At 63.3% G+C, this 25891-nt stretch carries 25 protein-coding genes; 14 read left to right on the forward strand and 11 right to left on the reverse strand.

All coding sequences use genetic code 11. The annotated features are described in order from the left end of the window. Positions 1-41: 41 nt before the first annotated feature. The 3 genes from AYX22_RS13185 to AYX22_RS13195 all read left to right on the forward strand — a co-directional run bounded on the left by AYX22_RS13185 (position 42) and on the right by AYX22_RS13195 (position 4983). Complete coding sequence (locus AYX22_RS13185) at positions 42-3242, forward strand: efflux RND transporter permease subunit (RefSeq protein WP_207593843.1); 3201 nt, start codon at positions 42-44, stop codon at positions 3240-3242. Positions 3243-3391: 149 nt separating this feature from the next. Next, the gene (locus AYX22_RS13190; RefSeq protein WP_207593844.1) at positions 3392-4516 is read left to right on the forward strand and encodes an LLM class flavin-dependent oxidoreductase; all 1125 of its coding nucleotides are present in this window, start codon (positions 3392-3394) and stop codon (positions 4514-4516) included. Continuing rightward, complete coding sequence (locus AYX22_RS13195; protein WP_207593845.1) at positions 4516-4983, forward strand: MarR family winged helix-turn-helix transcriptional regulator; 468 nt, start codon at positions 4516-4518, stop codon at positions 4981-4983. The genes AYX22_RS13190 and AYX22_RS13195 overlap by 1 nt, the downstream gene beginning before the upstream one ends. On the opposite strand, the gene AYX22_RS13200 is transcribed toward AYX22_RS13195, so the two are convergent. Together AYX22_RS13200 and AYX22_RS24095 are read right to left on the reverse strand one after the other, a co-directional pair. Next, complete coding sequence (locus AYX22_RS13200; protein WP_207593846.1) at positions 4980-5786, reverse strand: transglutaminase family protein; 807 nt, start codon at positions 5784-5786, stop codon at positions 4980-4982. The two genes, AYX22_RS13195 and AYX22_RS13200, sit on opposite strands and share 4 nt — an antisense overlap. Before the next feature lie 70 nt (positions 5787-5856). After that, positions 5857-6324: a hypothetical protein gene (locus tag AYX22_RS24095; protein WP_242703330.1), complete on the reverse strand. Its 468-nt coding sequence runs from the start codon at positions 6322-6324 to the stop codon at positions 5857-5859. Positions 6325-6785: 461 nt separating this feature from the next. Between AYX22_RS24095 and AYX22_RS13210 the strand changes: the two genes are divergently transcribed. After that, positions 6786-7454 (forward strand): DUF1684 domain-containing protein, encoded by a 669-nt coding sequence (locus AYX22_RS13210; protein WP_207593847.1) that lies wholly within the window; start codon positions 6786-6788, stop codon positions 7452-7454. Here AYX22_RS13210 and AYX22_RS13215 read toward each other — a convergent pair. Further along, positions 7451-8647 carry an SLC13 family permease gene (locus tag AYX22_RS13215; protein WP_207593848.1) on the reverse strand — a complete coding sequence of 399 codons (1197 nt, stop codon included), beginning with the start codon at positions 8645-8647 and terminating at the stop codon, positions 7451-7453. The two genes, AYX22_RS13210 and AYX22_RS13215, sit on opposite strands and share 4 nt — an antisense overlap. Before the next feature lie 132 nt (positions 8648-8779). Between AYX22_RS13215 and AYX22_RS13220 the strand changes: the two genes are divergently transcribed. The 3 genes from AYX22_RS13220 (at position 8780) to AYX22_RS13230 (ending at position 10840) form a co-directional block, all read left to right on the forward strand. Next, entirely contained in the window at positions 8780-9358 is a 579-nt protein-coding gene (locus AYX22_RS13220) for a DM13 domain-containing protein (RefSeq protein ID WP_207593849.1), read from the forward strand. Between the two features lie 100 nt (positions 9359-9458). After that, positions 9459-10337 carry a fumarylacetoacetate hydrolase family protein gene (locus tag AYX22_RS13225; RefSeq protein ID WP_207593850.1) on the forward strand — a complete coding sequence of 293 codons (879 nt, stop codon included), beginning with the start codon at positions 9459-9461 and terminating at the stop codon, positions 10335-10337. A 17-nt stretch (positions 10338-10354) separates the two neighbouring features. Beyond that, positions 10355-10840 (forward strand): GtrA family protein, encoded by a 486-nt coding sequence (locus AYX22_RS13230; RefSeq protein WP_207593851.1) that lies wholly within the window; start codon positions 10355-10357, stop codon positions 10838-10840. Between the two features lie 33 nt (positions 10841-10873). On the opposite strand, the gene AYX22_RS13235 is transcribed toward AYX22_RS13230, so the two are convergent. From AYX22_RS13235 to AYX22_RS13260, 6 genes are all read right to left on the reverse strand, one after another. Continuing rightward, a complete protein-coding gene (locus tag AYX22_RS13235) occupies positions 10874-12040 on the reverse strand; it encodes a cysteine desulfurase family protein (protein ID WP_207593852.1) in 1167 nt (388 codons plus the stop codon). Between the two features lie 7 nt (positions 12041-12047). Further along, a complete protein-coding gene (gene nadC / locus AYX22_RS13240; protein ID WP_207593853.1) occupies positions 12048-12920 on the reverse strand; it encodes a carboxylating nicotinate-nucleotide diphosphorylase in 873 nt (290 codons plus the stop codon). Continuing rightward, a complete protein-coding gene (locus AYX22_RS13245; protein WP_207593854.1) occupies positions 12913-14691 on the reverse strand; it encodes an FAD-binding protein in 1779 nt (592 codons plus the stop codon). The genes nadC and AYX22_RS13245 overlap by 8 nt, the downstream gene beginning before the upstream one ends. Positions 14692-14733: 42 nt before the next feature. Beyond that, on the reverse strand, positions 14734-16041 hold the full coding sequence (gene nadA / locus AYX22_RS13250) for a quinolinate synthase NadA (RefSeq protein ID WP_207593855.1): 1308 nt from the start codon (positions 16039-16041) through the stop codon (positions 14734-14736). After that, on the reverse strand, positions 16038-16757 hold the full coding sequence (locus AYX22_RS13255; protein WP_207593856.1) for an NUDIX domain-containing protein: 720 nt from the start codon (positions 16755-16757) through the stop codon (positions 16038-16040). Before AYX22_RS13255 ends, nadA begins: the two co-directional genes overlap by 4 nt. A 112-nt stretch (positions 16758-16869) precedes the next feature. Continuing rightward, positions 16870-17343 carry an Lrp/AsnC ligand binding domain-containing protein gene (locus tag AYX22_RS13260; RefSeq protein WP_207593857.1) on the reverse strand — a complete coding sequence of 158 codons (474 nt, stop codon included), beginning with the start codon at positions 17341-17343 and terminating at the stop codon, positions 16870-16872. 174 nt (positions 17344-17517) lie between these two features. Between AYX22_RS13260 and AYX22_RS13265 the strand changes: the two genes are divergently transcribed. The 5 genes from AYX22_RS13265 (at position 17518) to AYX22_RS13285 (ending at position 22314) form a co-directional block, all read left to right on the forward strand. Then, the gene (locus tag AYX22_RS13265; protein WP_207593858.1) at positions 17518-18903 is read left to right on the forward strand and encodes an amino acid permease; all 1386 of its coding nucleotides are present in this window, start codon (positions 17518-17520) and stop codon (positions 18901-18903) included. A gap of 138 nt (positions 18904-19041) precedes the next feature. Continuing rightward, positions 19042-20094, forward strand: a complete 1053-nt coding sequence (locus AYX22_RS13270) for a thiamine pyrophosphate-dependent enzyme (protein WP_207593859.1) — start codon at positions 19042-19044, stop codon at positions 20092-20094. Next, positions 20087-21160 (forward strand): alpha-ketoacid dehydrogenase subunit beta, encoded by a 1074-nt coding sequence (locus tag AYX22_RS13275; RefSeq protein WP_207593860.1) that lies wholly within the window; start codon positions 20087-20089, stop codon positions 21158-21160. The genes AYX22_RS13270 and AYX22_RS13275 overlap by 8 nt, the downstream gene beginning before the upstream one ends. Further along, entirely contained in the window at positions 21153-21482 is a 330-nt protein-coding gene (locus AYX22_RS13280; RefSeq protein ID WP_017200407.1) for a biotin/lipoyl-containing protein, read from the forward strand. The genes AYX22_RS13275 and AYX22_RS13280 overlap by 8 nt, the downstream gene beginning before the upstream one ends. Before the next feature lie 4 nt (positions 21483-21486). Next, positions 21487-22314 carry an alpha/beta fold hydrolase gene (locus AYX22_RS13285; RefSeq protein WP_207593861.1) on the forward strand — a complete coding sequence of 276 codons (828 nt, stop codon included), beginning with the start codon at positions 21487-21489 and terminating at the stop codon, positions 22312-22314. A 37-nt stretch (positions 22315-22351) separates the two neighbouring features. On the opposite strand, the gene AYX22_RS13290 is transcribed toward AYX22_RS13285, so the two are convergent. After that, positions 22352-22765, reverse strand: coding sequence for a MarR family transcriptional regulator (locus tag AYX22_RS13290; RefSeq protein ID WP_207593862.1), 414 nt, complete (start codon positions 22763-22765; stop codon positions 22352-22354). Between the two features lie 71 nt (positions 22766-22836). Between AYX22_RS13290 and AYX22_RS13295 the strand changes: the two genes are divergently transcribed. Next, the gene (locus AYX22_RS13295; RefSeq protein WP_242703331.1) at positions 22837-23520 is read left to right on the forward strand and encodes a phosphoribosyltransferase family protein; all 684 of its coding nucleotides are present in this window, start codon (positions 22837-22839) and stop codon (positions 23518-23520) included. A gap of 72 nt (positions 23521-23592) precedes the next feature. Here AYX22_RS13295 and AYX22_RS13300 read toward each other — a convergent pair whose 3' ends face one another. Continuing rightward, positions 23593-24927 (reverse strand): MFS transporter, encoded by a 1335-nt coding sequence (locus AYX22_RS13300; RefSeq protein WP_172326041.1) that lies wholly within the window; start codon positions 24925-24927, stop codon positions 23593-23595. Positions 24928-25067: 140 nt separating this feature from the next. Between AYX22_RS13300 and AYX22_RS13305 the strand changes: the two genes are divergently transcribed. Then, positions 25068-25805, forward strand: a complete 738-nt coding sequence (locus tag AYX22_RS13305; protein WP_207593863.1) for a helix-turn-helix domain-containing protein — start codon at positions 25068-25070, stop codon at positions 25803-25805. Positions 25806-25891: the final 86 nt, after the last annotated feature.

A 25891-nucleotide genomic window follows, 5' to 3' on the forward strand; every position in this document is an offset into this window, starting at 1 on the left:
CCGTCAGACGAATCGTTACGTAGACCCTGGGAGTCAATGCAATGTTCCGCCTGGCCAAGCTTTCTCTGGGAAACCGGGCCCTGATCGCGCTGATCACCGTCTTTGCGGCGGTGTTCGGCGTGATCACCATGGGATCCCTGAAGCAGGAACTCATTCCGTCCATCGAGTTCCCGCAGATCACTGTGGTGACCTCCATGCCCGGAGCTTCCCCGGAGGTCGTGGACAAGCAATTGAGCCAGCCCCTGGAAACAGCACTGAACAGTGTTGAGGGACTGGAGTCCACCACGTCGACCTCCCGCAATGGTGTATCGCAGATCACCATGGTATTCACCTACGGGTCCAACCTTGACCGGGCACGGAACCAGATCGACCGGGCCATCTCCAACGCCAAGCGGGTGCTGCCCGCCGACGTCGAGCCCCAGTCCATTGCCGGGAACATCAGCGATTTCCCCATCGTCTACTTGGCCGTATCCTCGGACAAGCCCCTCAGTGAACTCAATGCCGACCTCTTGCGGCTAAGCGTTCCCCGGCTCCAGAAAATCGACGGCGTCCGCGGCGCCGATGTGACGGGCGGGGCCAGCCAGCACATCCTGATCCAGCCCCGTCCGGCAGACCTGGCCAGCAGCGGTGCATCCATCCAGGCCATCAGTAATGCCCTGAAGAACAACGGAACCTTGGTCCCCGTAGGCACCATCGAGGACCAAGGCAAGACGTTGTCCCTCCAGCTGGGCAGTCCCGTGGATTCCCTGGACATCATTAAGGGACTTCCCCTGACAGGGGCAAAGAATGCTGCCACCATCGGGGCAGTGGCCGACGTCAGCATCGAGGACGACGCCGCTACCTCCATCACGCGCACCAATGGCAAGCCGACGCTGGCACTGTCCGTCACCAAAAAGCCCGAGGGCGATACTGTGGCGATCTCGCATGCCGTGCGCGATGCGATCGGACCCATGCAGGACGAACTGGGCAACAACGCCACCTTCACGCCGGTCTTCGATCAGGCCCCGTTCATCGAGAAGTCCATCAAGGACCTCACCACCGAAGGCCTTCTTGGACTGGGCTTCGCTGTGGCCGTCATCCTGGTATTCCTGATGTCCGTGCGGTCCACCCTGGTGACCGCCGTCTCCATACCGCTGTCCCTTTTGATCACCTTCATAGGCATCTACGCCACCGGCTACTCACTGAACATCCTCACTTTGGGCGCACTGACCATTGCGATCGGACGTGTGGTGGATGACTCCATCGTGGTGATCGAGAACATCAAGCGACACCTCAGCTACGGCGAACACAAGCTCACCGCCATCCTGACTTCCATCCGTGAAGTCGCCGGAGCCATCACGGCCTCCACACTGACCACCGTGGCCGTCTTCCTGCCCATCGCCTTTGTGGGTGACCTCGCTGGAGAGCTGTTCCGGCCGTTCGCCCTCACAGTGACCATCGCGCTGTTGTCGTCATTGTTGGTTTCGCTCACGATCGTTCCGGTGCTGGCCTACTGGTTCCTCGCGTCCCCGGCAAAGGGCGCTGATGCGGCGGCCTCCACCCAGGAGGCGGCAAAGAAGGCCCGGGACGCCGAGCAAAAGAGCAGGCTCCAGCGCGGTTACCTTCCGATCCTCGCGAAAACACAAAAGCACCCGGTCATCACGCTGTCGGCCGCGGCTTTGGTGCTCGTGGCGACCGTTGCCGTTTCACCGCTTCTGGCCACCGACCTGCTGGGCCGCTCCGGCGAGAACAGCATGACCGTACGTCAGGTCCTGCCCGCCGGGACAAGCCTGCAGGCCACCAGCGATGAAGCCGCCAAAATCGAAGACGCCCTGAAGGGCATCAACGGCATCAAGGACGTGCAGGTCACGTCCGGAAATGCGCAGACAGGCTTCGCTGCCCTGACATCAACCGGTTCGTCCAACTCGACGTTCACCATTGTCACCGACGAGAAAGTGAACCAGGCCAAGCTCCAGGATGAGGTTAGATCACAACTTGAAGGTGCCGCGGGGAAGGTTACCGTCGGGTCCCAGCAAGGCGGCTTCGGTACATCCTCCACAGTGGACATCACCATCCGGGCGGCTAACTCCGCCGACCTCCAGACTGCCAGCGACGCCATGGTAAAGGCCATGGACGGGGTGCCGGGCAGTTCCGAGGTAGCTACCAACCTCGCGTCCAAGCAATCGGTGGTCCAAGTCCGCGTTGACCGCGCCAAAGCTGTTGCAGCCGGCTTGACGGAGGAACAGGTAGGGGCCTTCCTGGCCACCACCGTCAGCCCCATCCCTGCCGGTACCGTCCGGATCGATACCAACGACTACCCGGTACAGATCGGTGAGGGCACACGCTTCACCAGCATCGCTTCAGTCCGGGCACTCCAGCTACCCACAGCACGCGGCGGGGTGGCTTTGGAGTCCATTGCCGCGGTCGAGCAGGTTGATACTCCTGTCTCCATCACCAGCAGCAACGGGCAACGCACCGCGCGGGTGACCGTGACGCCGTCAGGTTCCAACCTGGGCAGCGTGAGCACCGCCGTTCAGGAGCGCCTGGCATCAGTGGATCTTCCGGCCGGGGTCACCGCCACCATCGGCGGTGCCACAACCCAGCAGGCCGAGTCTTTCCGGCAGTTGGGCCTGGCACTACTGGCGGCCATCGCGATCGTTTACGTCATCATGGTGGCCGCATTCAAGTCACTCATCCAACCGCTGATCCTGCTGGTGTCGGTTCCTTTCGCCGCCACGGGCGCCGTCGGCTTGCTGTTGGTGACCGGTGTTCCGCTGGGCTTGCCTTCGCTGATCGGCATGCTGATGCTGGTGGGCATCGTGGTGACCAACGCAATCGTCCTGATCGACCTCATCAACCAGTACCGCAAGCCCCACGATGGCAGCCCGGGCATGAACGTGGCAGACGCCATCACGCACGGTGCCCGCCAGCGCCTCCGCCCCATCCTGATGACGGCATTGGCCACGGTGTTCGCACTGACGCCCATGGCCTTGGGACTCACGGGCGGCGGCGGGTTCATTTCACAGCCCCTGGCCATTGTGGTGATCGGCGGGCTGGTCTCCTCCACGGCCTTGACGCTGGTGCTGGTCCCGGTACTTTACAAGCTGGTGGAGGGACGCCGGGAGAAGAAGGACCTGCTGAACGCCCTGCAGGACAAGCCGACGCCGACCGGAAGCGGCTCGTCGGACGAGTTCCAGGATTGGACCACGGGCATGATTCCCAGGGTCAAGGGCCGCCGCGCAGCCCACCATCCCGGCGAATAGCAGCCACCGCCAACAGACTCACCTTGCAGGCAGGGCCGGGAACAATTCCCGGCCCTGCCCTGTTACAGGTACCGATACATGCAAATGCATCTAGTTTGAGGTACACTGTTGAAAGAGCCCGGGACCACGGGCAGGGAGAAAGGCACATCATGCAGATCGGCGTATTCAGCGTCAGCGACATCACCACTGACCCCACCACGGGCCACACGCCCACGGAAAACGAACGCATCAAGGCGTCCGTTGCCATCGCCAAAAAGGTCGAAGAAATCGGTATGGATGTCTACGCCCTGGGCGAGCACCACAACCGGCCGTTCTTCTCCTCCTCCCCCACCACCACACTGGCTTACATCGCCGCGCAGACCGAGCGCATCACGCTCTCCACTGCAACCACGCTCATCACCACCAATGATCCGGTGAAGATTGCCGAAGACTTCGCCATGCTTCAGCACCTCTCCGACGGCCGCGTGGACCTGGTCCTCGGCCGTGGCAACACGGCGCCGGTCTACCCCTGGTTCGGCAAGAACATCCAGGACGGCGTCGAACTCGCGATCGAAAACTACAGCCTGCTCCGCAAGCTGTGGGATGAGGACACCGTCAATTGGTCCGGCAAGTTCCGCACGCCGCTGCAGAACTTCACCTCCACTCCTCGACCGCTCGACGGCGTGGCTCCGTTCGTGTGGCACGGTTCCATCCGTACGCCGCAGATCGCAGAGGTTGCTGCGTACTTTGGCGATGGCTTCTTTGCCAACAACATCTTCTGGCCCAAGGAGCACTACCAGCAGCTGATCGGCCTCTACCGCGAGCGTTACGAGCACTATGGACACGGCAAGGCAGATCAGGCGATTGTGGGCCTCGGCGGGCAATTCTTCATGAGGAAGAACTCCCAGGACGCTGTCAAGGAATTCCGCCCGTACTTCGACAATGCGCCGGTCTACGGCCACGGACCGTCGCTGGAGGACTTCACCTCCCAGACGCCATTGACCGTAGGAAGCCCCCAGGAAGTCATTGAAAAGACCCTGACCTTCCGCGAGGCCTTTGGGGACTACCAGCGCCAACTGTTCCTGATCGACCACGCCGGCCTTCCCCTGAAGACTGTCCTGGAGCAGTTGGACCTCTTCGGCGAGGAAGTCCTTCCCGTCCTGCGCAAGGAATATGCTGCCATGAAGCCGGCACACGTGCCGGATGCTCCGACGCACGCATCCCGCGTTGCCGCAGCATTGGAAGAAAAAGTCAGCGAATCCGCAACTGCCGGTGCCGCGGGGCAGGACGCCTGATGTCCGGTCCAACGGGCGCTGCGTCCTCCGCCGTTCGCCTCGCCGCCGAAACCTGGGAGTCGTTGTTCCGCTCCCAGGTGGCGGTGATGCGGAAGCTTCAGTCAGGACCGGCGTTCAAAACCCTTCCAGTCAAGGAATACGACGTTCTTTTTACGCTCTCCAAGTGCCCGTCGGGGCAGCTCCGGCTCAACGAAATCAACGACAAAGTGCTGTTGAGCCAGTCGAGCCTGAGCCGCTTGGTGGACCGTCTTGAGAAGCGCGGTTTGGTGGAGCGGACGGCAGCCCCCGACGACGGCCGCGGAGTGTTGCTCTCACTCACCGAAGCGGGCAGCGAACTTCAAAAAACGATCGGGCGGGAACACGTGCGGGACATCGCCCACTTGGTGGGACCGGCCCTCACCCCCGAAGAACAGCGCGAACTCCTTCGTCTAACGGAAAAACTCCGTGCGTCCGTGGCGGGACACTAACGAAGGCTGACGGGCTCCCGGAGATCCTCTACCGGGAGCTCGCCATTGACCGAGGCACTGACTTTGAGGGTCTTCAGTGTCAGGCTGCCACCCACAGTGGAGAGGAACGCCGTATCCGAGGAATCCCGGCCTGCCGTGATCCTCAGCATGGATTCACGGGGTGCCAGGCCCGTGGGGTCGACAATGTACCAAGCACCGTCAATGTACGCTTCGGCCACGGCATGGAAATCCATGGGACTCAACCCGGGGGCGTACACAGCTGCGAGCCGGGCAGGTACATCCTTGGCCCTCAACAACGCAATGGCCAGGTGGGCGAAATCGCGGCACACCCCCTTGCGGTGCAGCAACGTTTCCACGGCACCATCGGTACCCCGGGACGAACCGCTGACGTAGCGGAGTTCCGCGTTGACCCAGTTGCGGACCGCCTGGAGCAGTTCGGCTCCTTGCAGCGAGCCAAACTCGGCGTAGGAGGTGGGCAGCAGCCTGTCAGACTCCGCGTACCTGCTGGGCCTGACGTAGCGGATCAACTCCATGGGAGTGGACTTTTCAGGGATGCCAAAGCCGTGAACAGTGGCGCGGTACTCCACCGTCACTTCACTGGGCTCGGTGAACTCAAGGTAATGGAATCGGCCACCGTGGTGGTCGCTGAGTTCGGCGAAGGGAAGCTCGTCACCGGCGGAGGTGATGGACAGGGTTTCCGTCACTGAGTCGTAACCGGAATTCCGGGCCACGGCTATTGCCATGGCTACTTTGGTGCTGGCTGCGGTCTTGAAAACGAGCGTGGCAGCAACGTTGCGTTCCATTGATCTCCGGGATATGTTGCGGCGGGCAGTCCCCAACGGCGCCGTATGTGTGAAGCAGCCAATCGCGGGACTATTGATTGACCTTCAGAGACAGTAGCATCCGCTGGACATTGGCGAATTCAGAACCGTGGACCGCGTACTTCGCGGCCAGGTCCAGAGTGTCGAAGGATTTGGCCGGCGCCACCTTCTCATCTGCAGCAAACGCATGAAGGGCGGGGACGTCACCAAACGAATAGTCGCCCTTTCCCGCCGGTCCCAACACCCGGTTCCGGAGTTCGCACGACTGCCCATCAGCCCCCGCCACCATGTTGGTGATGCCGTAGGAACCGAAAAACTTGTAGCCCTGGATCACCCGGAAAACGACCCGCGGGTCAATGGTGTCCGGACCATCCGAATGGGGGACGTCCAAGGGGACGCTGCTGATCACCACATACGGCCGCCCCTGGCCGGCCGGGCAATCCAACGGAGTGGATGGAGGCAGGCCTGTCTGGAGGGTGGCAACATAGCTGCCCCCACCGTCCTTGACTTCCACCTTCACTGCTCCCGCCAAAGAACCCGCATCCGGAGTTACCGACTGGACAATCCAATCCCTGGGCAGATCGAAGCTGACAGTCTTGGCCGGATCCGAATACGTCTTCCATGACAGCGCTGTTGCTGCCCCACTGGGACTGGGACTGGCGCCGGCCGGATCAGGCGAGGCTGCCGTCCCTCCGGAACCAGGCGTTGCGGAAGTGGGTTGCCCGCCGTGCCGGGTTCCGCCGTCGAACTGTCTGTTGGCGCGCCTGTACCCGACTCCGAACTGTTGGGCTTCGACGTCGCCGTAGAAGAGACCTGGGGTCCCTTGTTTTCAGCTGAACAAGCGGAAGCTGCGGCGAGCACCGACCCTGCCAGCACCAAGGCAGCGAGCTTCACCGGAACACACTCCAGGTTCATGATGCCCTTCATGACCACAGCCTATCGGCGGCGATACCGCGACACGCACAGGACTAGGCTGAGGGTATGGCTCCCGATCACCAGGACTATTTCGAGGACGACATCCCCACCATGTCAGCGGTTGATATTGCTGACTGGCGCTTGCGGACATTCGCGCTGTACGACAAAGTGCGTCAACTGGCGGCCACCAACCCGTTCGACGCCCACGTTTTCTGGCGCCAGGAGCGGGACCTGATGTTCGCCACCCATCCAGCATCAGCGCTGACTGCGGAGATGAAGGCTTCATTCACAGGACTCCGCACAGCCGGCTACGACCCCGCCTTCCGCAAATACGCGGTGCTCTCTCCCCACGGCTCCGGGCAGGAAATGAATGTTGAGACGGGCACCGATGGCGTGGTGCCGTTCGTCCGCATCGGTACTTTCGAGCTGACCGGCCTGGGCTCGTTGGCGGTGTGGCGGCTCCGGAGCTACGGCGGCGGGATCTTTGTCCCGTTCCGCGACGCAACAGCTGGGAAGGACGGCGGAAGCTACGGGGCGGGCCGCTACCTGCTGGACACGGTCAAGGGCTCCTTCCACGGGACAAGAAATTCGTCCGGAGAACAGGAGTTCATCCTTGATTTCAACTTCGCCTACAACCCCTCCTGCGCCTACAACGAAGCGTGGGCGTGCCCCTTGGCCGGGCCGGACAACCGCCTGGCCACGGAAGTTCCGGTGGGCGAACTGTACCTGGGCTAACCAAACGTTCCTCCCGCGCCAGCAGCTGCGAGCGCCGCGACGGCCGCCAGGATGGTCAGCGGTGCCACGATCAGGCCGTACACGGCGTAGCCCTTCCATGTGATCAGCACATTCATCCGCATCAGCCGGTCATGCCACAGCAGGGTGGCCAACGAAGCCCACGGCGTGATCAAGGGACCTGCGTTCACACCCACCAGCAGCGCGGCCATCCGCTCCGGACTTCCCGCCAGGGGCTCAGCCACAAGATATGCCGGCAGGTTGTTGGCCAGGTTGGCGCCAAGGGCGCCCGTCATGGCCAGCCTGAGCAGCTCAATGAACCCGCTTCCCTGGCCTGCCACCTGTCCCAGCAGCACTGAGGCACCGAGGTATTGGGCAGCCTCCACCACCAGGAAGAGGCCACAGGTGAACAGCAACAACGACCACGGAACCAGCGTCACTGTGAGGACTTTGGGTCGTCGAAAGGCAAACACCCCGGCAAGGATCAGGGCTGCCGCTGTGGCCGGAATCCAGATGGCAACACCGGACACCAACGCGGGCAAAAGCAACACCAGGACTGCTGCGCTGACCACCAGCAGGAGTCTGTCCGTTACAGGAGCCGCCGGTGGGACCTGGGCTGGACGTGCAGCATCGAGGGCATAGGTCTTGCGAAGGTCGCGCCGGAATACCACAGCGATGAAGGCCAGGGGAACCAGTATTGCCGCCAATGATGGCGCCCACATCAGCTGGGCAAACCGTATCGGACTGATGTTGCCAAGATGGTGCTGGGCCAACAGGTTGGTCAGGTTGGAAATCGGGAGCAAAAGACTTGCCGTATTCGCCAACCACACCGTTGTCAGGGCGGAGGGCAGGACTGGGAGACCCGTTTGTCGGGCCACCGTGACCACCACAGGCGTCAAGAGCACCGCCGTCGTATCCAGCGACAGGAAAACGGTGCTCAAAATCGCGAACAACGCCAACAGCAGCCAGAGGAGGACACCGCTGCCGCGGCCCCACCGTCGCAGCCGCCGCGCGATCCATTGGAAGGTGCCGGCTTCGCTGACGAGCTCTGTCACCACGGTCATTGCGACGACGAACCCCAGGATAGGCGCCACCCGGTCCACCAGGACCGCTACTTCCTGCCATGGCAGGACGCCCGTGGCCACGGTGACACCGCCTGCCACAAGGAGAACCAGTCCGATGATCGCCAGCCGCATGAGTCGGATTCTAAGCCCGGTGGCTGGGTTTGCCGCCCAGGTTCCTCCGGGGAACGGCCCAGGCAACAGCACGTCACCGTACCGTAAGCAATGAAGCCCCCGCTCCGATGACGTGAAGCCTAGCCTTGAGCTATGAACCGATGGCGGAGTTTCATACGGGACCACAGGACCCTTGCTGCGGTGGTCGGAGTGCTGATCCTGTCAATGGTGGTGGTAGCGGCTGCGCTCTTCCAACCGTGGCGGCTGTTCACCAGCAGCAGCGTCAATGAGGCGCTGCCGGTAGTGGGTTTGTCCACGGGTCAACCGTCGGCTGGCGGGACGGCGGGCGCGCCGCCAAGCCAGGCCGTGCCAAGCCAGGCTCCACCCAGCGGCCCGGCAGTGGTGGGCGGTGGCATTTTCCAATCCCAGGAACATCAAACCACCGGCACGGCGCAGCTGTTGATGCTCCCCGACGGCAGCCATCTGCTCCGCCTCGAGAATTTGGCAAGCAGTGACGGACCTGACGTCAAGGTCTGGCTCAGCAGCCAGGAGGCCGGCGGAGACTGGTTCAAATACCGCTCGGGACGCTATGTGGACCTTGGCCCCATCAAGGCCACGCACGGCAACCAAAACTATGCTGTTCCGGCCGGCACCGACATCACGGGGCTGACGTCCGTGGTGCTTTGGTGCGATCGGTTCAGTGTTGCTTTCGGATCGGCCCCGCTCGCCTGAGGCGTTGCGGGGCCTGCACTGTGCGCCAAGACTCTGCCACAGGACGTAAAGCGGGCCCCACAACGCGAGGCATCAGGCAGGGAGGACGTAGGATGTCATCATGACCATGCCTGCTCCCCGCCGCATCGCCCGTGTCCGCCCCACCCCCGTTCCGACCGTCGCCGGCCAACCCTTGGCTCGCCAGTACCCCGACGAGCACTTCTTTGTGGCCAACGACGCCCCGGATTTCACTTCGGTGGAAGGCACCAGGTGGACTGTGGTGGAGTCCCCTTTCCCGGCGTCGAGGGCCAATGCCAACAGCCCTGCCAGGAAAGGGTGGGAGCTGGGCGCCGTAGTGAGCCAGGATGCTTTTACTTTCCTCGCGCCTTCAGTGCCTGTGAACGTCTTTGGCATGGCACACAATACCGGGCAGCCGGGCCGTGACCTGCCTCCCCAGGCTTTCCACAAGGCGGCGTCGAGCGTGATCGGCCCGGGGGAAGCCATCCAGCTGGACTCCGGCGTGGGCTACGTCGACCCGGAAGCGGAACTGACGGTCGTCGTCGGGCGCCCTGCGCGGGGCTTGACGCTGGAAACAGCCCGGTCAGCGATTCTTGGCTACACCATCGGCAACGACGTATCGGCCCGGGACCTGCAAAAGACCGACGAGCTCTGGATCAGTGCCAAGAGCCAGGACACGTTTACGCCGGCGGGGCCTTGGATGGTCACCGATCTTGACGACTCGAACCTGGAGATCGGGATCGTGCACAACGGCAATGAACTCAAGACCGCCAGTTCTGCTGACCTGGGCTGGAAGGTGGACGAGATCCTGGTCTACCTGAGCTCGTTCATGACCCTCCAGCCCGGCGACCTGGTGCTGACAGGGTTCCCCGCAGAGTGCGCCCGCATTCAACCCGGCGACACTGTGGTGTGCCGGATTGAAGGAATCGGCGAGCTTCGGAACCCCGTCACCAGCGCATCCTGGGAGGACCAGCCCGCTTGATGTGTCAGGCTTAAGCCATGGAGACAGCTGCGGACGCCACTGAGCTGCGCCCGTCTCCCCCACAGCAACAACCCCGCACACGGCACCGCGGAGTCCTCAGATACCCCGTCGTGCGGCAACTGGCCCGCTTCACCGGAGTCGGAGTGGTGTGCACGGCAAGCTCGCTGGCCATTTACGCGTTGTTGCGTCCATGGATTGACCCTCAGCTGGCCAACGCCGTGGCACTGATTGTGACGTCCCTGATGAATACTGCGCTGAACCGCCGGCTCACGTTCAAGATCACGGGAAAGAACAAACGCACCCGGGACCACCTCAGTGGCGTCATAGTGATCGCCATTGCCTTGGTCATCACGGGAGGCAGCCTGGGCGTCCTGCACCTCATCAGGCCGGAAGCCACAGTCACCGAAGAATTGTGGACTACTACGTTGTCCGGCTTCGTGGCCACAGCGGTTCGGTTTACCCTGCTGAGGCACTGGATTTTCCGGCGCGCCCGGCACGTGTAACCCGTCGTACTGCGGCAACCGGCCACAGTGCAGCTATCCCGCTTGCGGGGATGCCAGGTTCCGGACGCGTCCGACGGCGGTTTCCACGGCGTCGGCGGCCTGCTCCAGTTCTGTTTCGGTGACAGTCGAGGTGAAGCTGAAGCGCACGGCCGTCTGTGCCGTTTCAGGTGCGATGCCCAGGGCCACCAAGACAGGTGACGGAGCATCGGATCCCGCAGCGCAGGCCGAGCCGCTGGAACACACTACGCCAAGGCGCTCAAGCTCCAGCAACACCGATTCTCCACTGGTGCCCGGGAAACAGAAGGACGCCACCGATGGCAACCGCTGCAGTCGGTGGCCAGTGACCACAGTGCCCGCGACACCAGCCCGGATCCGTTCAATGAACTGATCCCTCAAGCCTGAGACTCGAGCGGACTGCTCTGGTTGCTCCGCGCTGGCCAACAACAACGCGGTGGCCAATGCCACGGCGCCAGCCACGTTCTCCGTACCCGAGCGCTTACCCCGTTCCTGGCCCCCACCGTGAACCAAGGGCTCCACCCGGAGCCGCCCTTTGGTGAAAAGCACACCGGATCCTTTGGGGGCACCAAGTTTGTGTCCGGACATGCTCAGGGCATCCACCCCGAGCGCCTTGACGTCCAAGGTCAACCACCCGGCAGCCTGGACGGCATCGGTGTGGAAGGGGACGCCGTGTTCCCGCGCCACTGCTGCCAGGGCTGGAATCGGCTGGACCGTTCCGATCTCGTTGTTCGCGTACATGATGCTGACCAATGCCGTTTCGGGCCGCACCACGGCCCTCAGCCCCTCAACCGACACCAGGCCCTCAGCGTCCACCGGCAGCACATCCACGATGAAGCCGTGCACCCGCTCCAAGTACCTCGCCGATTCCTCCACTGCAGGATGTTCGATCGCGCTGATGACCACCCTGTTCAGTGTCGGATCAGCCGACCGCCGGGCCAGCGCGATGCCTTTGACGGCCAGGTTGTCTGCCTCAGTGCCTCCGGAAGTGAAAGTGACCTCCCCCGCACGGCAATTGAGGATCTTCGCGACGCCGGCACGCGCCCCGGCGAGCGCTGCTGCTGCCGCTTCACCCAGGGTGTGGTGGCTGGAGGGGTTGCCGAACTCACCGCTCAAGTACGGCCACATGGCCTCAAGTGCCTCGCGGCGTACGGGGGTGGTGGCTGCGGCGTCGAGGAAGATCATGGGACCGTCAGGCTGTCTCTAGGACAACGTCGAGGCCGAGATCGAGGGCGCTCACGCTGTGGGTCAGGCCCCCAATGGAGATCACGTCCACGCCGGCCGCGGCTATTTCGGTGACGGTGGTGACATTGACATTGCCGCTGGCTTCCACCATGGCCCTGCCGTCCACCTGCTTGACCCCGGCCCTGAGTTCCTCGATGGAGAAGTTGTCCAGCATGATGGTGTCCACGCCGGCCGCCAGCACGGGTTCGATCTGCTCAGCGCGGTCCACTTCAACTTCGAAGTGCGTGGTGTGGCCCAGCTGGGCTTTGGCAGCAACCAACAGCTCGGTGAGCTTGGTGGAGTCGCCGCCGGTCATGACGGCCAGGTGGTTGTCCTTGGCCAGCACCGCATCGGACAGGCTGTAGCGGTGGTTCGCTCCCCCACCACACCGCACAGCGTAGCGTTCAAGGACCCTCAGGCCGGGCGTGGTCTTACGGGTGTCCGTAATCCTGGCGCGGGTACCTTCCACGAGCCGGACAAATTCGGCGGTCTTCGTAGCAATGGCACTCATCCGCTGCACCAGGTTGAGCCCAACGCGTTCAGCGAGGAGCACGGAGCGGGCGCTGCCGCTGACCCGCGCAAGGTGCGTGCCGGCGTCGAACGCTTCACCATCGGCGAGCAGCAGTTCCACGTCGGTATCAGGGTCCACAAGCTTCATGGCATCGCGGAACACGGTACCGCCGCTGAAGACACCGGGAACCCGCGCGTTCAGCACGGCGGTTGCCCGGGCGTCAGCGGGGATCAGCAACTGGGAGGTAATGTCCCCGCTGGGTGCGTCCTCCGCGAATGCCCGCTCCAGGATGTCCCGGACAGGGGCTGCGGGGAGGGTCAGGTTAGTCATGGACGAGGCTCACTTTCCGGCTCATGGTGTAACGCTTGTCAAAATCGTCGACGGCGGCTGGTTCCCCCACGCTGTCGCTGCGGTAATGCGCCCCCAAGGACTCCCGCCGTTCCCGGGCCGCCCGCACGAGCAACTGGGCAGCCAGCAGAAGGTTGGAGTCCTCATGTTCCCGGACATCGAATGAATCAGGAACATCCAAGGGCAGAACCTCACCCTCCCAAGACCCAAGAGTTTCCGCGGCCTCAGCCAACAACTGACCATCACGCAACACGCCCGCTTTGGCTGTCATGAGGAGCCGCAGCGCATGGCGTGAGAACCCACTGGAGGAGGCAGGGTGGGCGAACGGATGACCCTCCAACAATTCCAGCGGCGCCGGAGGCCTCGACAGCGCCGTTGTCGCGTGAGCGCCCGAACCGGCCGCCGAGCTTGCGAGGCGAGCGCCGGTTCGAGGCGCGAGCGCAGGCGCCAAGGGGCCTGCGGTGCCGTCAGGCGACTCACCAGAGAGAAAAACGTCAACAGCCCGCCGCCCAAACACCAGCCCCTCAAGCAGGGAGTTACTTGCCAAGCGATTGGCCCCTTGCACACCGGTACAAGCCACTTCGCCTGCAGCCAGGAGCCCAGGAACAGAGGTGCGGCCGTAGAGGTCGGTCACCACCCCACCCATCCAGTAGTGGGCCGCCGGCGCCACGGGGACCAGTTCCCGGGTCCAGTCGACGCCTGCTTGGCGGGTCCTCTTGCTGAGGTTGGGGAAGCGCTTGGCCAGGAAGCCGCTGCCCCTCTGCTCTTCGATCACAGTGGCGTCGAGGAACACATGGCCGTTGGGATCGCCGAGTTTTGCCAGGTGCAGGGCGATGCTGCGGGAGACGACGTCCCGGGGTGCGAGTTCGGCGTCCGGGTGGTAGCCGGGCATGAACCGGTGGCCCTGGGCGTCCACGAGGACGGCACCTTCCCCGCGGACGGTTTCGGAAATCAGCAGGGGGTCGTTGTTGCCTTCCACCTCCCGGGCTTCGGCCGGAAGGACCATGCAGGTGGGGTGGAACTGGAAGAATTCAAGGTCGGCTACGGCCGCGCCGACGCGCCAGGCGAGCGCCAGTCCATCCGCTGTGGCGACGGAGGGGTTGGTGGTCTGGGCGAAAAGTTGTCCGGCGCCCCCGGTGGCCAGCAACACGGAGTCGCCATGGACGCCGAGGTGGCGCCCTTCGTGGAGGAAATTGGCCCCCACCACACGGCCACCATGCTGTCCGCCCAGCGAGAGCGACGTGACGTGGGCGTGCCCGATGACCTGGATCTTGCCGGCGGCCTGAAAGTCCAGGACAGTGCGGATCAGTGCGGCCGCCACCCCGGCGCCGGTGGCATCGCCGCCGGCGTGCAGGATCCGTGGAGCGGAGTGGGCGGCTTCAAGACCCAAGGCGGGGTCGCCGTCGTCGTCAAGGTCGAACTCGACGCCGAACCGCCCCAGCCCGGCGATGTCCAGCCGCGCCTCGGTGCACAACACCCGCACTGCCTCTTCATTGCAGTGCCCAGCACCGGCTGTGAGGGTATCGGCAATGTGGGCGGCAACAGTGTCTCCGGGAGCAGGCTCGTCCAGCACAGCCGAGATGCCACCTTGGGCGTAGTAGGTGTTGCTGTCCGCAAGGGCTCCCTTGGTCAGCAACACCACTTCCGCCCCGGCTTCCGCGGCCAGCAGGGCTGAGTACAGTCCTGCGATGCCGCTTCCGACGACGATCAGCCGCTGGGGCGCGGGGCCGCGAGCAAGGCTCTCTGTAGTCATGTGGGGCTCGATTCGGCTAGTCCGTTGGGGTATGCCCGGCCATTAGGCAGGCTTGGCTGCCAGCATGCGCTCCAGCGCAATCTTGGCGTTGTCCTGCACGGAGTCGTCCACGGTAATGCGGTTGACCACTCGTCCTTCCACCAGCTCCTCAAGGACCCAGGCGAGGTAGCCCGGGTGGATGCGGTACATGGTGGAGCACGGGCAGATGACCGGATCCAGGCAGAAGATGGTGTGCTGCGGGTTTTCCGCAGCGAGCCGGTTCACCATGTTGATCTCGGTGCCGATGGCGAAAGTGGTGGGTTCCGTGGCAGCTGCTATGGCCTTCTTGATGAAGTCCGTGGATCCGGCGGAGTCGGCTGCGTCCACTACCTCCATAGGGCATTCGGGGTGGACGATCACGTTGACGCCGGGGAAGTCCTGGCGGGCTTTTTCGATCTGGCCCACGTTGAAGCGCTTGTGGACCGAGCAGAAGCCATGCCACAGGATCACCCTGGAGTCGAGCAGTTGCTGTTCATCGTTGCCGCCCAGTTCCTTACGCGGGTTCCACATGGGCATCTGTTCCAGCGGGACTCCGAGCGCCTTGGCAGTGTTGCGGCCCAGGTGCTGGTCGGGGAAGAACAGGACGCGCTGACCACGCTCGAAGGCCCATTCAAGGACCACCTTGGCGTTGGAGGAGGTGCAGACGATGCCACCGTTGCGGCCACAGAAAGCCTTCAGCGCAGCAGAAGAGTTCATGTAGGTGACGGGGATGACCGGCACGCGGCCTGATGCGTCCGGCTCGGTGCCGAAGATCTCCTCCAGCTGTTCCCAGCACTCCTCCACGGAGTCTTCGTCCGCCATATCGGCCATGGAGCAACCCGCTGCGAGGTTGGGCAGGATGACAGCTTGCTCCGGCGTGGAAAGGATGTCGGCGGTTTCCGCCATGAAGTGCACGCCGCAGAAGATGATGGCTTCGGCGTCCGGCCTGGTGAGGGCCGCATTGGCAAGCTGGAAGGAATCGCCGACGAAGTCGGCATACTGAATGACCTCATCGCGCTGGTAGAAGTGCCCCAGGATGACGGCGCGGTCCCCGAGTGTTGCCTTGGCGGCCCGAATCCGGGCGTCCAGTTCGGCGTCGGAGGCTTTTTTGTACTCCTCCGGCAACTGGCCCTGGCGTGGCGTGGCCTTGGGGGCGACGTCGCTGCTGGAGGCACCGGGCCCATACGCGGGCTCGCCGGCGAGGGCTTCGGCAAGGTCGTATTCCCATGGGCCCCTGGCCAAGGCCGGGCTGCACGTGGACCCGGCGCGGGAAAGTCCCTTCTCGGCTTCCTCGCGAGTGATCAGCTGGACGGCAGTGTTGACGCTGCTCATGGTGTACTCCTGTTATCTGGCCCGAGGCCGGGCGTGCCGGTGAAGCGGTAGAGGCGGGGTGGGCGGTGTTTGCCGCCTTGAAGGTATTCACCGGTTTCTTCGATTTCCGGTGTTGCCTTGACGTGTCGGCGGAAGTTTGCGGGATCGAGCTGACAGTCCAGAACGGCCTCATAGACTTCGCGGACCTGGGCGAGGGTAAAGAATTCGCCCAGCAGGTGGTAGGCGATGGACCCATAGGCCATCTTGTTGCGGAGCCGCCATAAGGCGTAGTCCACGATTGCGTTGTGATCGAAGGCGAGTTCACCGAGCCGGTCGGCCCGGAACCACCGCACATTCTCTGACTCGTCGGCCAAAGCAGCTTCGGTGGGTTGCACCAAAGCCCAGTACACGATGGAGACAACACGCTGGGTGGGCGACCTGTGAAGACCACCGAAAGCGTAAAGCTGCTCAAGGTAGTGCGGGGTCAGCCCGGTGGTCTCACGGAGGTTTCGCGACGCCGCGTCCTGGAGGGACTCGTCGTGGGCCAACGGCCCGCCCGGGAGGGCCCACATGTCCTTGTAGGGCTCGCGGATGCGCCGGACCAACGGCAGCCACAGCGTAGGGCGGCCGGACTTCTCGCTGGGGCGAAGGGCGAAAATCACCGTTGAAATAGCCAACGACGGCGGTGCAAGCCGCCTTTCGGCGACGTTCGCTGAGTTGGTGTTCACGGCGTTCACCTCGCTTCATCGCCGCCTGGAGCGCTCCACCAGTAACTTGGAGAACTAGTTAAAGTCATGTTGACTAGAACTAATGGTACGACTCAACAGGCGCTTGGCAAAATGCCTGACGTCACACTGTCTTGGCTGCGGCCTCCATCAGCGGCAGGGTGCGGCCTTGGATGTGACTGTTGAGCACGATGACCGACGAACACCGGACCACCGACTTTGTGGCGATCATGGCATCAAGGACGCGCTGCATGTCCGGGTTGGAACGTGCCGCAATCCGCACCATGAGGTCCGAGTTCCCCGTGACGGTATGGACCTCGATGATCTCGGGAATGGCACTTAGGCTTTCAATGATGGCGTCGTGGCCGATCTCCTGTGTGATGGTGACCGAACAGAACGCCACTACCGGAAAACCAAAATTGGCCGGGTCGGGCTGCGGTACCCACGAGCCGATGACCCCGTTCTCAATCATTCGATCAATCCGGGACTGCACGGTAGCCCTGGCAACCCTGAGCACGCGGGAGGCCTCCAGCACGGAAGATCGCGGTGAATCCGTGAAGAAACGTACAATTTTTGCATCAAGCGCATCGACCAGCATCAAAGTTCCTGTCCCCGGGGATCCATACCCATCACATCGCCACAGCAAAAAGTGATGTATCTTACAAACTGCGAGAATTATTCCACGGCTCTTGCTGCGTCGTCGACGCCCGCGTGCCAAGCCCATGAGGCCCACACGCCAAACCAGCATGCAATCCATAGAAGGTAGACACGTATGACAACGAAGTCCATCGCGGCTCCTGCCCCAACATCCGGCCTCGGCCATTCGCTCAAACCGCGCCAGCTCACCATGATGGGGCTCGGCAGTGCGATCGGAGCAGGCCTCTTCCTCGGCTCGGGCGCCGGGGTCCAAGCTGCAGGTCCGGCCGTGCTCATTTCCTACCTCGTCGCCGGCACCCTGATCATCCTGGTCATGTGGGCCCTCGGTGAGATGGCGGCTGCCAACCCCAACAGCGGCGCGTTCTCCGTGTACGCAGAGAAGGCCATGGGCAAGACCGCCGGCGGAACCATCGGCTGGCTGTGGTGGCTCCAACTGGTGGTGGTCATTGCCGCAGAAGCCATCGGCGCGGCCGGACTGTTGTTCTCGATCTGGCCCGTGATTCCCGTATGGATCCTCGCCCTGGTGTTCATGGTGGTCTTCACCGGCATCAACCTCGTGGGCGTCCGCAACTTCGGTGAGTTCGAGTTTTGGTTCGCCATCCTCAAGGTCGCCGCTATCGTCATCTTCCTGCTGATCGGCGCAGCCCTGCTGTTCGGATGGCTGCCGAACGTCCCCTCCCTTGGGCTCTCGACCTTCGGTGACTTTGCCCCCAACGGCATCGGTGGCATTGCTGCAGCACTGTTCGTCGTGATCTTCGCCTTCGGCGGAACCGAAATCGTCAGCGTTGCTGCCGCCGAAACCGAGAACCCCGCCCACAGCGTGGGCAAAGCCATTCGCACCGTGGTCTGGCGCATCCTGGTCTTCTACATTGGCTCCGTCTTTGTCATCGCAGCTGTTCTCCCGGTCGGTTCGGACGGACTGAAATCTCCGTTCGCCGGAGTCCTGGACCTGGCCGGCATCCCGGGCGCCGGCGCTGCCATCACCCTGGTGGCCGTCGTCGCCTTGCTCTCTGCACTGAACGCCAACCTGTACGGCGCTTCCCGGATGATCTTCTCCCTCTCCGAACGCGGGGAAGCTCCCCGGTTCCTGTCCCGCCTGAGCGCTTCCAAGGTTCCGGTAGCCGCCGTCGGAATTTCCGTCGCTTTCGGCTTCATCGCAACGGTCCTGGAACTGCTGTTCCCCGAGAAAATCCTGCCCGCACTGCTGAACCTCGTGGGTTCGACCTGCCTGGTGGTCTGGGGCACCGCCTTGGTGTCGCAGCTCATCCTGCGCCGCAGGGCTGACAGGGAAGGCACAGAACTGCCGCTGCGCATGAAGGGCTTCCCCGTACTCACCATCATTGGCCTCATCCTGCTGGGCCTCATCCTGGTGGTGGGCTTCGCCAACCCGGAAAGTGCCGGACAACTGATCGGAACGTTCATCCTGATCCTGGTCATCGCCGCCGGCTGCTTCATCAACGCCAAGTCCAAGGCCGCCAAGCAGCCCACACTCGTGGAGTAAACCGACTGTTCATCACCATTAAGAAGCCCTGCACAGTTTGTACTATGCAGGGCTTCTTTATGTGGCCAAATTGTGCAAAGTGTTTCCTATCAGCTGTGCTGTTTGCGCACAGCTCTACTGGGTGACTAGGGTCACAGCATGACACCAAAATCTGTGCTGGCCGCAGTCGATGACGACGCGGCCCCGCTCACCCACCATCAACTCCGTGAGCTGTACACGCTGATGGCAGCAGTCCGGCACCTGGACACCTCAGCCGTGGCCTGGCAGCGCCAAGGCATCATTCCCGGTTATGCCCCCGGGCTCGGCCAGGAAGCCGCGCAGGTAGGCAGCGGCTACGCCGTGGACCGGACCCGCGATTTTGTGTTCCCCACCTACCGCGAAATGGGTGTAGCCCGGGCCATGGGCTTGGACATGGTGGGCTACATGGCCACCCACAAAGCCACCTGGCATGGCGGCATGTACAACCCCTTGGAGTCCAGGTTCGCTCCCATCCAGGCTGTCGTGGCAGGCTCCGTCCTGCACGCTGTGGGATGGGCGCACGGCCAAACCCTCGCCGGCAACGCCGAGGGTGACCTGGGTGTCGCCATGACGTACTTCGGCGACGGCGCCTCCTCACAGGGTGACGTCCACGAAGCCATGAACTTCGCCGCCGTCATGAAGGCACCCGTAGTGTTTTTCATCCAGAACAACGGCTGGGCCATCTCAGTCCCCACGGAACGCCAGGTGGCCGGCGGCTCCGTCGCGGCGCGCGCGGCCGGATACGGCATTCCGTCCCTGCAGGTGGACGGCAACGACGTGGTGGCTGTCTTCGAAGCGACCCGTTCTGCCTTCGCGCACTGCCGGGCAGGAAACGGCCCCGTGGTGATTGAAGCCATGACCTACCGGCGCGGCCCTCATTCCACCGCTGATGACCCGGGACGGTACCGCACGCTGGAGGAAGAACGCCTGGACGCCGGCGAAGATCCGCTGGAGCGGTTCAAACAGCGGCTGCTCACGGACGGCGTGGCCGACGAGGCCTTCTTCGCGGACGCGCAGCGATTGGCCGCAGAAGAAGAAGAGGCCGTCCGGGCGGGCATAGCGGACCTGGGTCCAAGGCCCGGCGCCGAAATGTTCAGCCTGGTCTTCCAGGAACCAACGCCCGCCCTTCAATCCCAGGCCACCGCGTGGCGCGAGGAGTCAGAACATGCCTGAGACCATCACCGATCTGCGACTAAAAGACAACAGCACGGAAACGGCCGCAGTCGGCGTACAGCAAGCGTCCATGCAGCAGGCGCTGAACCGTGCACTGGATGAGATCCTGGCCGAGAACCCCAAGGCCGTCATCTTTGGCGAGGACTGCGGACGGTTGGGCGGCGTGTTCCGCATCACCGATGGGCTGCAGGCCAAGCACGGCGAAGCACGCGTCTTCGACACTCCCTTGGCTGAGTCCGGCATCCTGGGCATGTCGGTTGGCCTCGCCATGGCCGGCTTCCACCCCATCCCCGAGGTCCAGTTCGATGGCTTCGCCTACCCGGCCATCAACCAGATCGTGTGCCAGATCGCCCGGATGAACTACCGGAGCCGTGGGACCCTGCCGATGCCCATCACGCTGCGCGTCCCCAGCTTCGGTGGCATCCGCGCACCCGAGCACCATGGTGAAAGCCTGGAAGCCCTGTTCGCCCATGTACCCGGCCTCAAGGTGGTCTCCCCTTCCACCCCGCACGACGCGTACCACCTGCTCAAGTACGCTGCCACGCGTCCGGACCCGGTGATCTTCATGGAGCCGAAATCCCGTTACTGGCAAAAAGGGCCTGTGGACGTCACCAACCCCACCCCAGGCACAGCAGCGCACGTCGACGGCGGCGGCCTCACCGGCGCCCGCGTGGCCAGGGAGGGCCGGCACCTGACACTCATAGCGTGGGGTGCCATGGTTTCGCGGTGCCTGCAGGTTGCTGAACTGGCAGCAGAGGACGGCATCGACGTCGAGGTCCTGGACCTGCGCTGGTTGAAACCGATTGACGCCGAAGCACTGGCGCGGTCCGTCGGGAAGACGCGGCGCGCCGTCGTCGTTCATGAAGCGCCACTGACTTCCGGCCTCGGCGCAGAAGTTGCCCAGCTCATCACGCAGAGCTGTTTCGCAACACTCAAGGCGCCGGTGGAACGGGTCACCGGCTTCGACGTCCCCTACCCCTCCGGCGACCTCGAAGACGAGCACATTCCGAACATTAATCGCATCCTCTTTGGGATCCAACGCGTACTGGAGTACCGCCGTGGCTGAAATTTCCTTCCCGCTTCCCGATTTGGGCGAAGGCCTCATCGAAGCGACCGTGCTGGACTGGCTGGTGGAACCGGGCCAGCAGGTGGAACGCAACCAGCCCATCGTGGAGCTGGAAACCACCAAGTCCGCCCTCGAATTACCCAGCCCACAGGCGGGTAAAGTGGTGCGTATTCACGGTGCGCCAGGTGACACGATCAACGTTGGCGAACCGCTGATCGTGTTCGAGGTCCCGGACGACACCGCCGGGATCGTGGGCACTGTTCCGAAGGACGAAGCACCCAAGCGCCGGGTCCGCCTGAGCGCCGTACTCGATGAGGACTGACACCATGACCGGCAGGCACACCGTGGAACAGCAGAGGCACACAGTGGAGGGCACCGATCCCGGACTGTTCGTCGAAGTCCATGAGCCGGCTGCCGATGCCGGGCTGCGGCCTGTCCTGTTGATCCACGGCTTCTCCTCGTCCAGCAAACTCAACTGGCAGGACAGCGGCTGGATCACCACGCTCCAGGACGCCGGCCGCCGGGTCATCACCGTGGACTTGCCGGGCCATGGGCGGAGCCACTCCCCCGAGGACCTGGACTCATACACGCCCAGCCGCATCCGCGCGGATCTCCTCCAAATCGTCACCGACGCCGGAGCGCGGCCGTTGCGCGATGGCGACCCTTCAACGGGACTGGATGTGATCGGATACTCGCTGGGCTCGCGGCTTGCGTGGGAATTCGGAGCCACCCAGCCAGACCTGGTGCACAGGATCGTCCTGGGCGGACCAAGCTCCGCCGATCCCTTGGCAGCTTTCGACCTCGTTGCCGCACAACGCTACCTGGCCGACGGCACACCCATCGAGGACTCCTCCACGGCCGGACTGTTGAAGATGGCGCAGATGCTGCCCAGCAACAACCTGTTCGCCATGTTGTCCCTCATTGAGGCCATCAAGGGAGAACCTTTCGATCCCGCCGAGGCTGCCCCGCACATGCCCCTGTTGCTGGTTGCCGGCGAGAGGGACGAGCGCGCGGCGAGCATGCCGGAACTGGCCTCCATTGCCGGCAAGCGTGGCGGCATGGTGGAAACCTTGGTCATTCCCGGACGGACGCATACGAATGTCATCACCAGCCGGGCCTTCAAGGACGCTGCGCTGGAGTTCCTTGGCGTCTAGTGCTGCAGCCCGCGGCGGCTGGTCCGACTGACAGCAGTCAGCGGGCCAGCCGCTCCGCGTTAAGGCTCATGCGCTCCAGTACGCTGAGGGCCATTGCATACTCGTCAATGCCAATCCCCATGGACAGGTCCTGCCGCGCTGCTTCCACCAACCGCTGGGCTTCGTGGTATTTTTCCCGTCCCCGGTCACTCAGGACCAGCCGGTCATCGACCATGGTGATCATCCCCCGACCAACCAGTGCCGCGAGTTCCCTCTCCCGCATCCGGATATCGTTACCCCACAACGGGTGCAGGGATTCCTCCAGTTGGTCCGGAAGCATGGCGCCCTCGGACAGGACACTGAGGGTCTGCCATTGACGGCGGCTGAGCTTGATCCTGGCCAGGATGCTGTCCAGTTGGGCTTCCAGCGCGGCATCCAGCCTCTTGATCCAATATCCGATGGGCTTGTTCACAAGCCCATGCTTTCAGCGGAGACCCTGCCGGGCAAGGTCTGGACGGTAGGCTTGGAACTGCAACGGATTTCGTGGAAGTGGAGCAGATGGGCATGCGTTTCAAGGACCGCGCGGAAGCCGGTCGACGCCTGGCTGAAGCCCTCCCCCAGCTAAGGGAGCAGCCGGACACCATCGTGTTGGGCCTTGCCCGCGGTGGAGTTCCCGTGGCCGCAGCAGCAGCAGCAGAGCTGTACCTGCCTTTCGGCGCTGTCCTGGTACGCAAGCTCGGCATCCCGGGCCGCGACGAAACCGCCTTCGGTGCCTTGGCCTGGTCGCAGGGGGATGTCCTCCGTATCGTCAACAAACCGTTGAGGGAACTCATCCTCACCCACGGCATCTCCCAGTCCGCGCTTGATGCTGTGGAAGCCCATGAACGCGCCGAGCTTCTCCGGCGGGCGCAGGAATACCCTGGCACTGGCCACGACCTTCGCGGAAAGACTGTGGTCCTGGCCGATGACGGACTCGCCACAGGTGCAACCATGCGGGCGGCTGTGGAAGCGGTTCGTTCTGCAGGGGCGCGCACTGTCATAGCCGCAGTGCCGGTTGCATCGCTGGAGGCCTCTACGTCGTTGGCGCGGGTGTGTGACGCGGTGATAGTCCTTCACACACCCGGTAAATTCCATGCTGTCGGCGCTTTCTATGAGCGATTCGAACAACTCTCCGACCCTGATGTGGTGAGCCAGTTGGCAGGTGCTGCCGCTGGCGGCCGCAAGTAGCCGGCGTCGCACCTCACGCAAAAGCGGGTGCGGTCCGCTATGGACCGCACCCGCTTTTTCTTCTTGCAGCTTCTAGTGGTGAACGCTGTAACCCAGCGGCCGTCCACGGGTTTCCTTGGCGAGGATCACGCCAATTGCAGAGATGACGCACAGAACCATGATGTAGATGCCCACCGAGCCGGACCATTTGGTGGTGTCCAGGAGTGCCTGGGCGATGAGCGGGGCAAAGGCACCACCCAGGATGGCCCCCAATGCGTATCCAATGGAGATTCCGGAGTAGCGGACCTGGGCCGGGAACATTTCTGCGTACATGGCGGACATCGGACCGTAGGACAGTCCCAAGCCGATGGTCAGGACGAACAAAGCGGTTCCGTAGAGCACGATGTCCTTGGAATCGATCAGCACGAACATGGGGATCATCCAGGCAAAGACCAAACCATAACCGATCAAGAACGTCTTGACGCGTCCGATCTTGTCCGACAACCAACCGCCCACCATGGTGAAGATCAGCCAGCCGAACGAGGCGATGGTGGTGGCAAGCAGGACCTGCGGGGTGGGCATCTTCAATGTACGCGTGGCGTAGGAGATGAAGAAGGCGATCAGCAGATACCCGGCGGCATTGTTGGCGATGAAGATCAACGCAGCAAGGAGAACTTCCTTTTTGTTCTTGCGGAAGAGTTCGCCCAAGGGCGCCTTGCTTTCGGCCTTGCGCTGGGCGATTTCCTTGAAGACAGGGCTTTCACCCACGGCCCGGCGGATGAGGTAGCCCACCACAATCAGGACCACCGACAACAGGAATGGCACGCGCCATCCCCATGAGGCGAAATCTTCCTTGGACATTCCCGACTGGAGCAGGAACAACAGGCCGGTGGCCAGGATCATGCCGATGGGAACACCGATCTGTGGGTAGGCGCCGAAAAGCCCGCGCTTCTTGAGCGGCGCATGCTCCACAGCCATGAGTGCAGCACCGCCCCACTCACCACCGGCGGAGAACCCTTGGACTACGCGCAAGGTAATCAGCAGGATGGGAGCCCAGACGCCGATGGTTGCGTAGGTGGGCAGCATGCCGATCAGCGCAGTAGCTGCACCCATCATGACCAGCGTCATGACCAGGACGGCCTTGCGGCCCATCCTGTCGCCGAGGTGTCCGGCAACGAAAGCCCCCAAGGGACGGAAGAGGAAGCTGATGCCGATCGTGGCAAAGGACAAAAGCTGGGCGACTCCCGGGTTGGACTTCTCCAAAGGAGAGAGGAACAGCGGCGCCAGAAGGGTCGCCGTGAGCTGGGCGAAGATAAAGAAGTCGTACCACTCAATGGTGGTGCCCACCAGTGTCCCGGCCAGAACCCGGCGCTCTTCGCGCTTGCTGCTGGGTCCTGACGGAGAGTCGACAGTGGAAGTTGCGGTCATTGGAACTCCATGGGGGTGAGGGTGACTGGTCGGTGCTTGACTTGCATTAACCGACAGAACGGTCAGTTAGGAAAGAATACTACAGTCTGTGACCCAAAGCACAGCCCCCTGGAAGTTCGCGCCAACATAGGATGGGTCGCATGAATCCCCGCAGCGATGTCCACCCTCCAACGGAAGCGGCGATACCAGCTCCGCCGTCTCAAACCCTCTCCCGGGGAATCCGTGCCCTCGAGATCCTCGCTGCGGCAGACAAGCCACTCAGTATTGCCGAACTCACCGAAGCTCTGGGCGTTCACCGCTCCGTGGCCTACAGAATCCTCCGGACACTGGAAGACCATTCCCTGCTGGTACGCGACGACTCAGGACGGGTGCAGCCCGGACCCGGATTGGCCGTCCTGGCCAGCGGCGTCTCACGGAACCTTCAAACCGCGGCACTTCCCGAACTGACCCAACTCGCCAACGCCTTTCACATGACAGCCTTCGTCGCCGTATGGGACCACCAGGAATGCGTCACCCTGGTCACCGTTGAGCCACGACACTCAGGCGCTGCGCTCGCCCAACACCCCGGAAGCCGCCACCCGGTCAGCACAGGAGCTCCCGGAATAGCCATCCAATCCACCATGACCGAGGAACGCTGGCAGCAAGTCGGCTCAGGCAACCCCTACCGCCCCGAAGCCCATGAGGCGCGCCGACTCGGCTACGCCACCAGCCATGACGAGGTCATCGCCGGCCTGTCCTCCATCGCCGCCCCCATCCAGGTTCCGGGTGGACGGCCGGCCGCGATCGCCGTCGTCTACATCCGGCTCGATCAGGACGCCGACGCCGTCGGTAAAGCGCTCGCAGCCAGTGCGGCCCGGATCGAAAGCCAGCTGGCCTGAACTTTGCCCCAGGGCTGAACCTTTCTTTGCAGGTCAAGTGACGTGCCCCACAGCACAAGACGATGGCCGCGACGAAGCGAATACTC

The organism is Arthrobacter sp. D5-1, assembly GCF_017357425.1.
Lineage (GTDB): Bacteria > Actinomycetota > Actinomycetes > Actinomycetales > Micrococcaceae > Arthrobacter.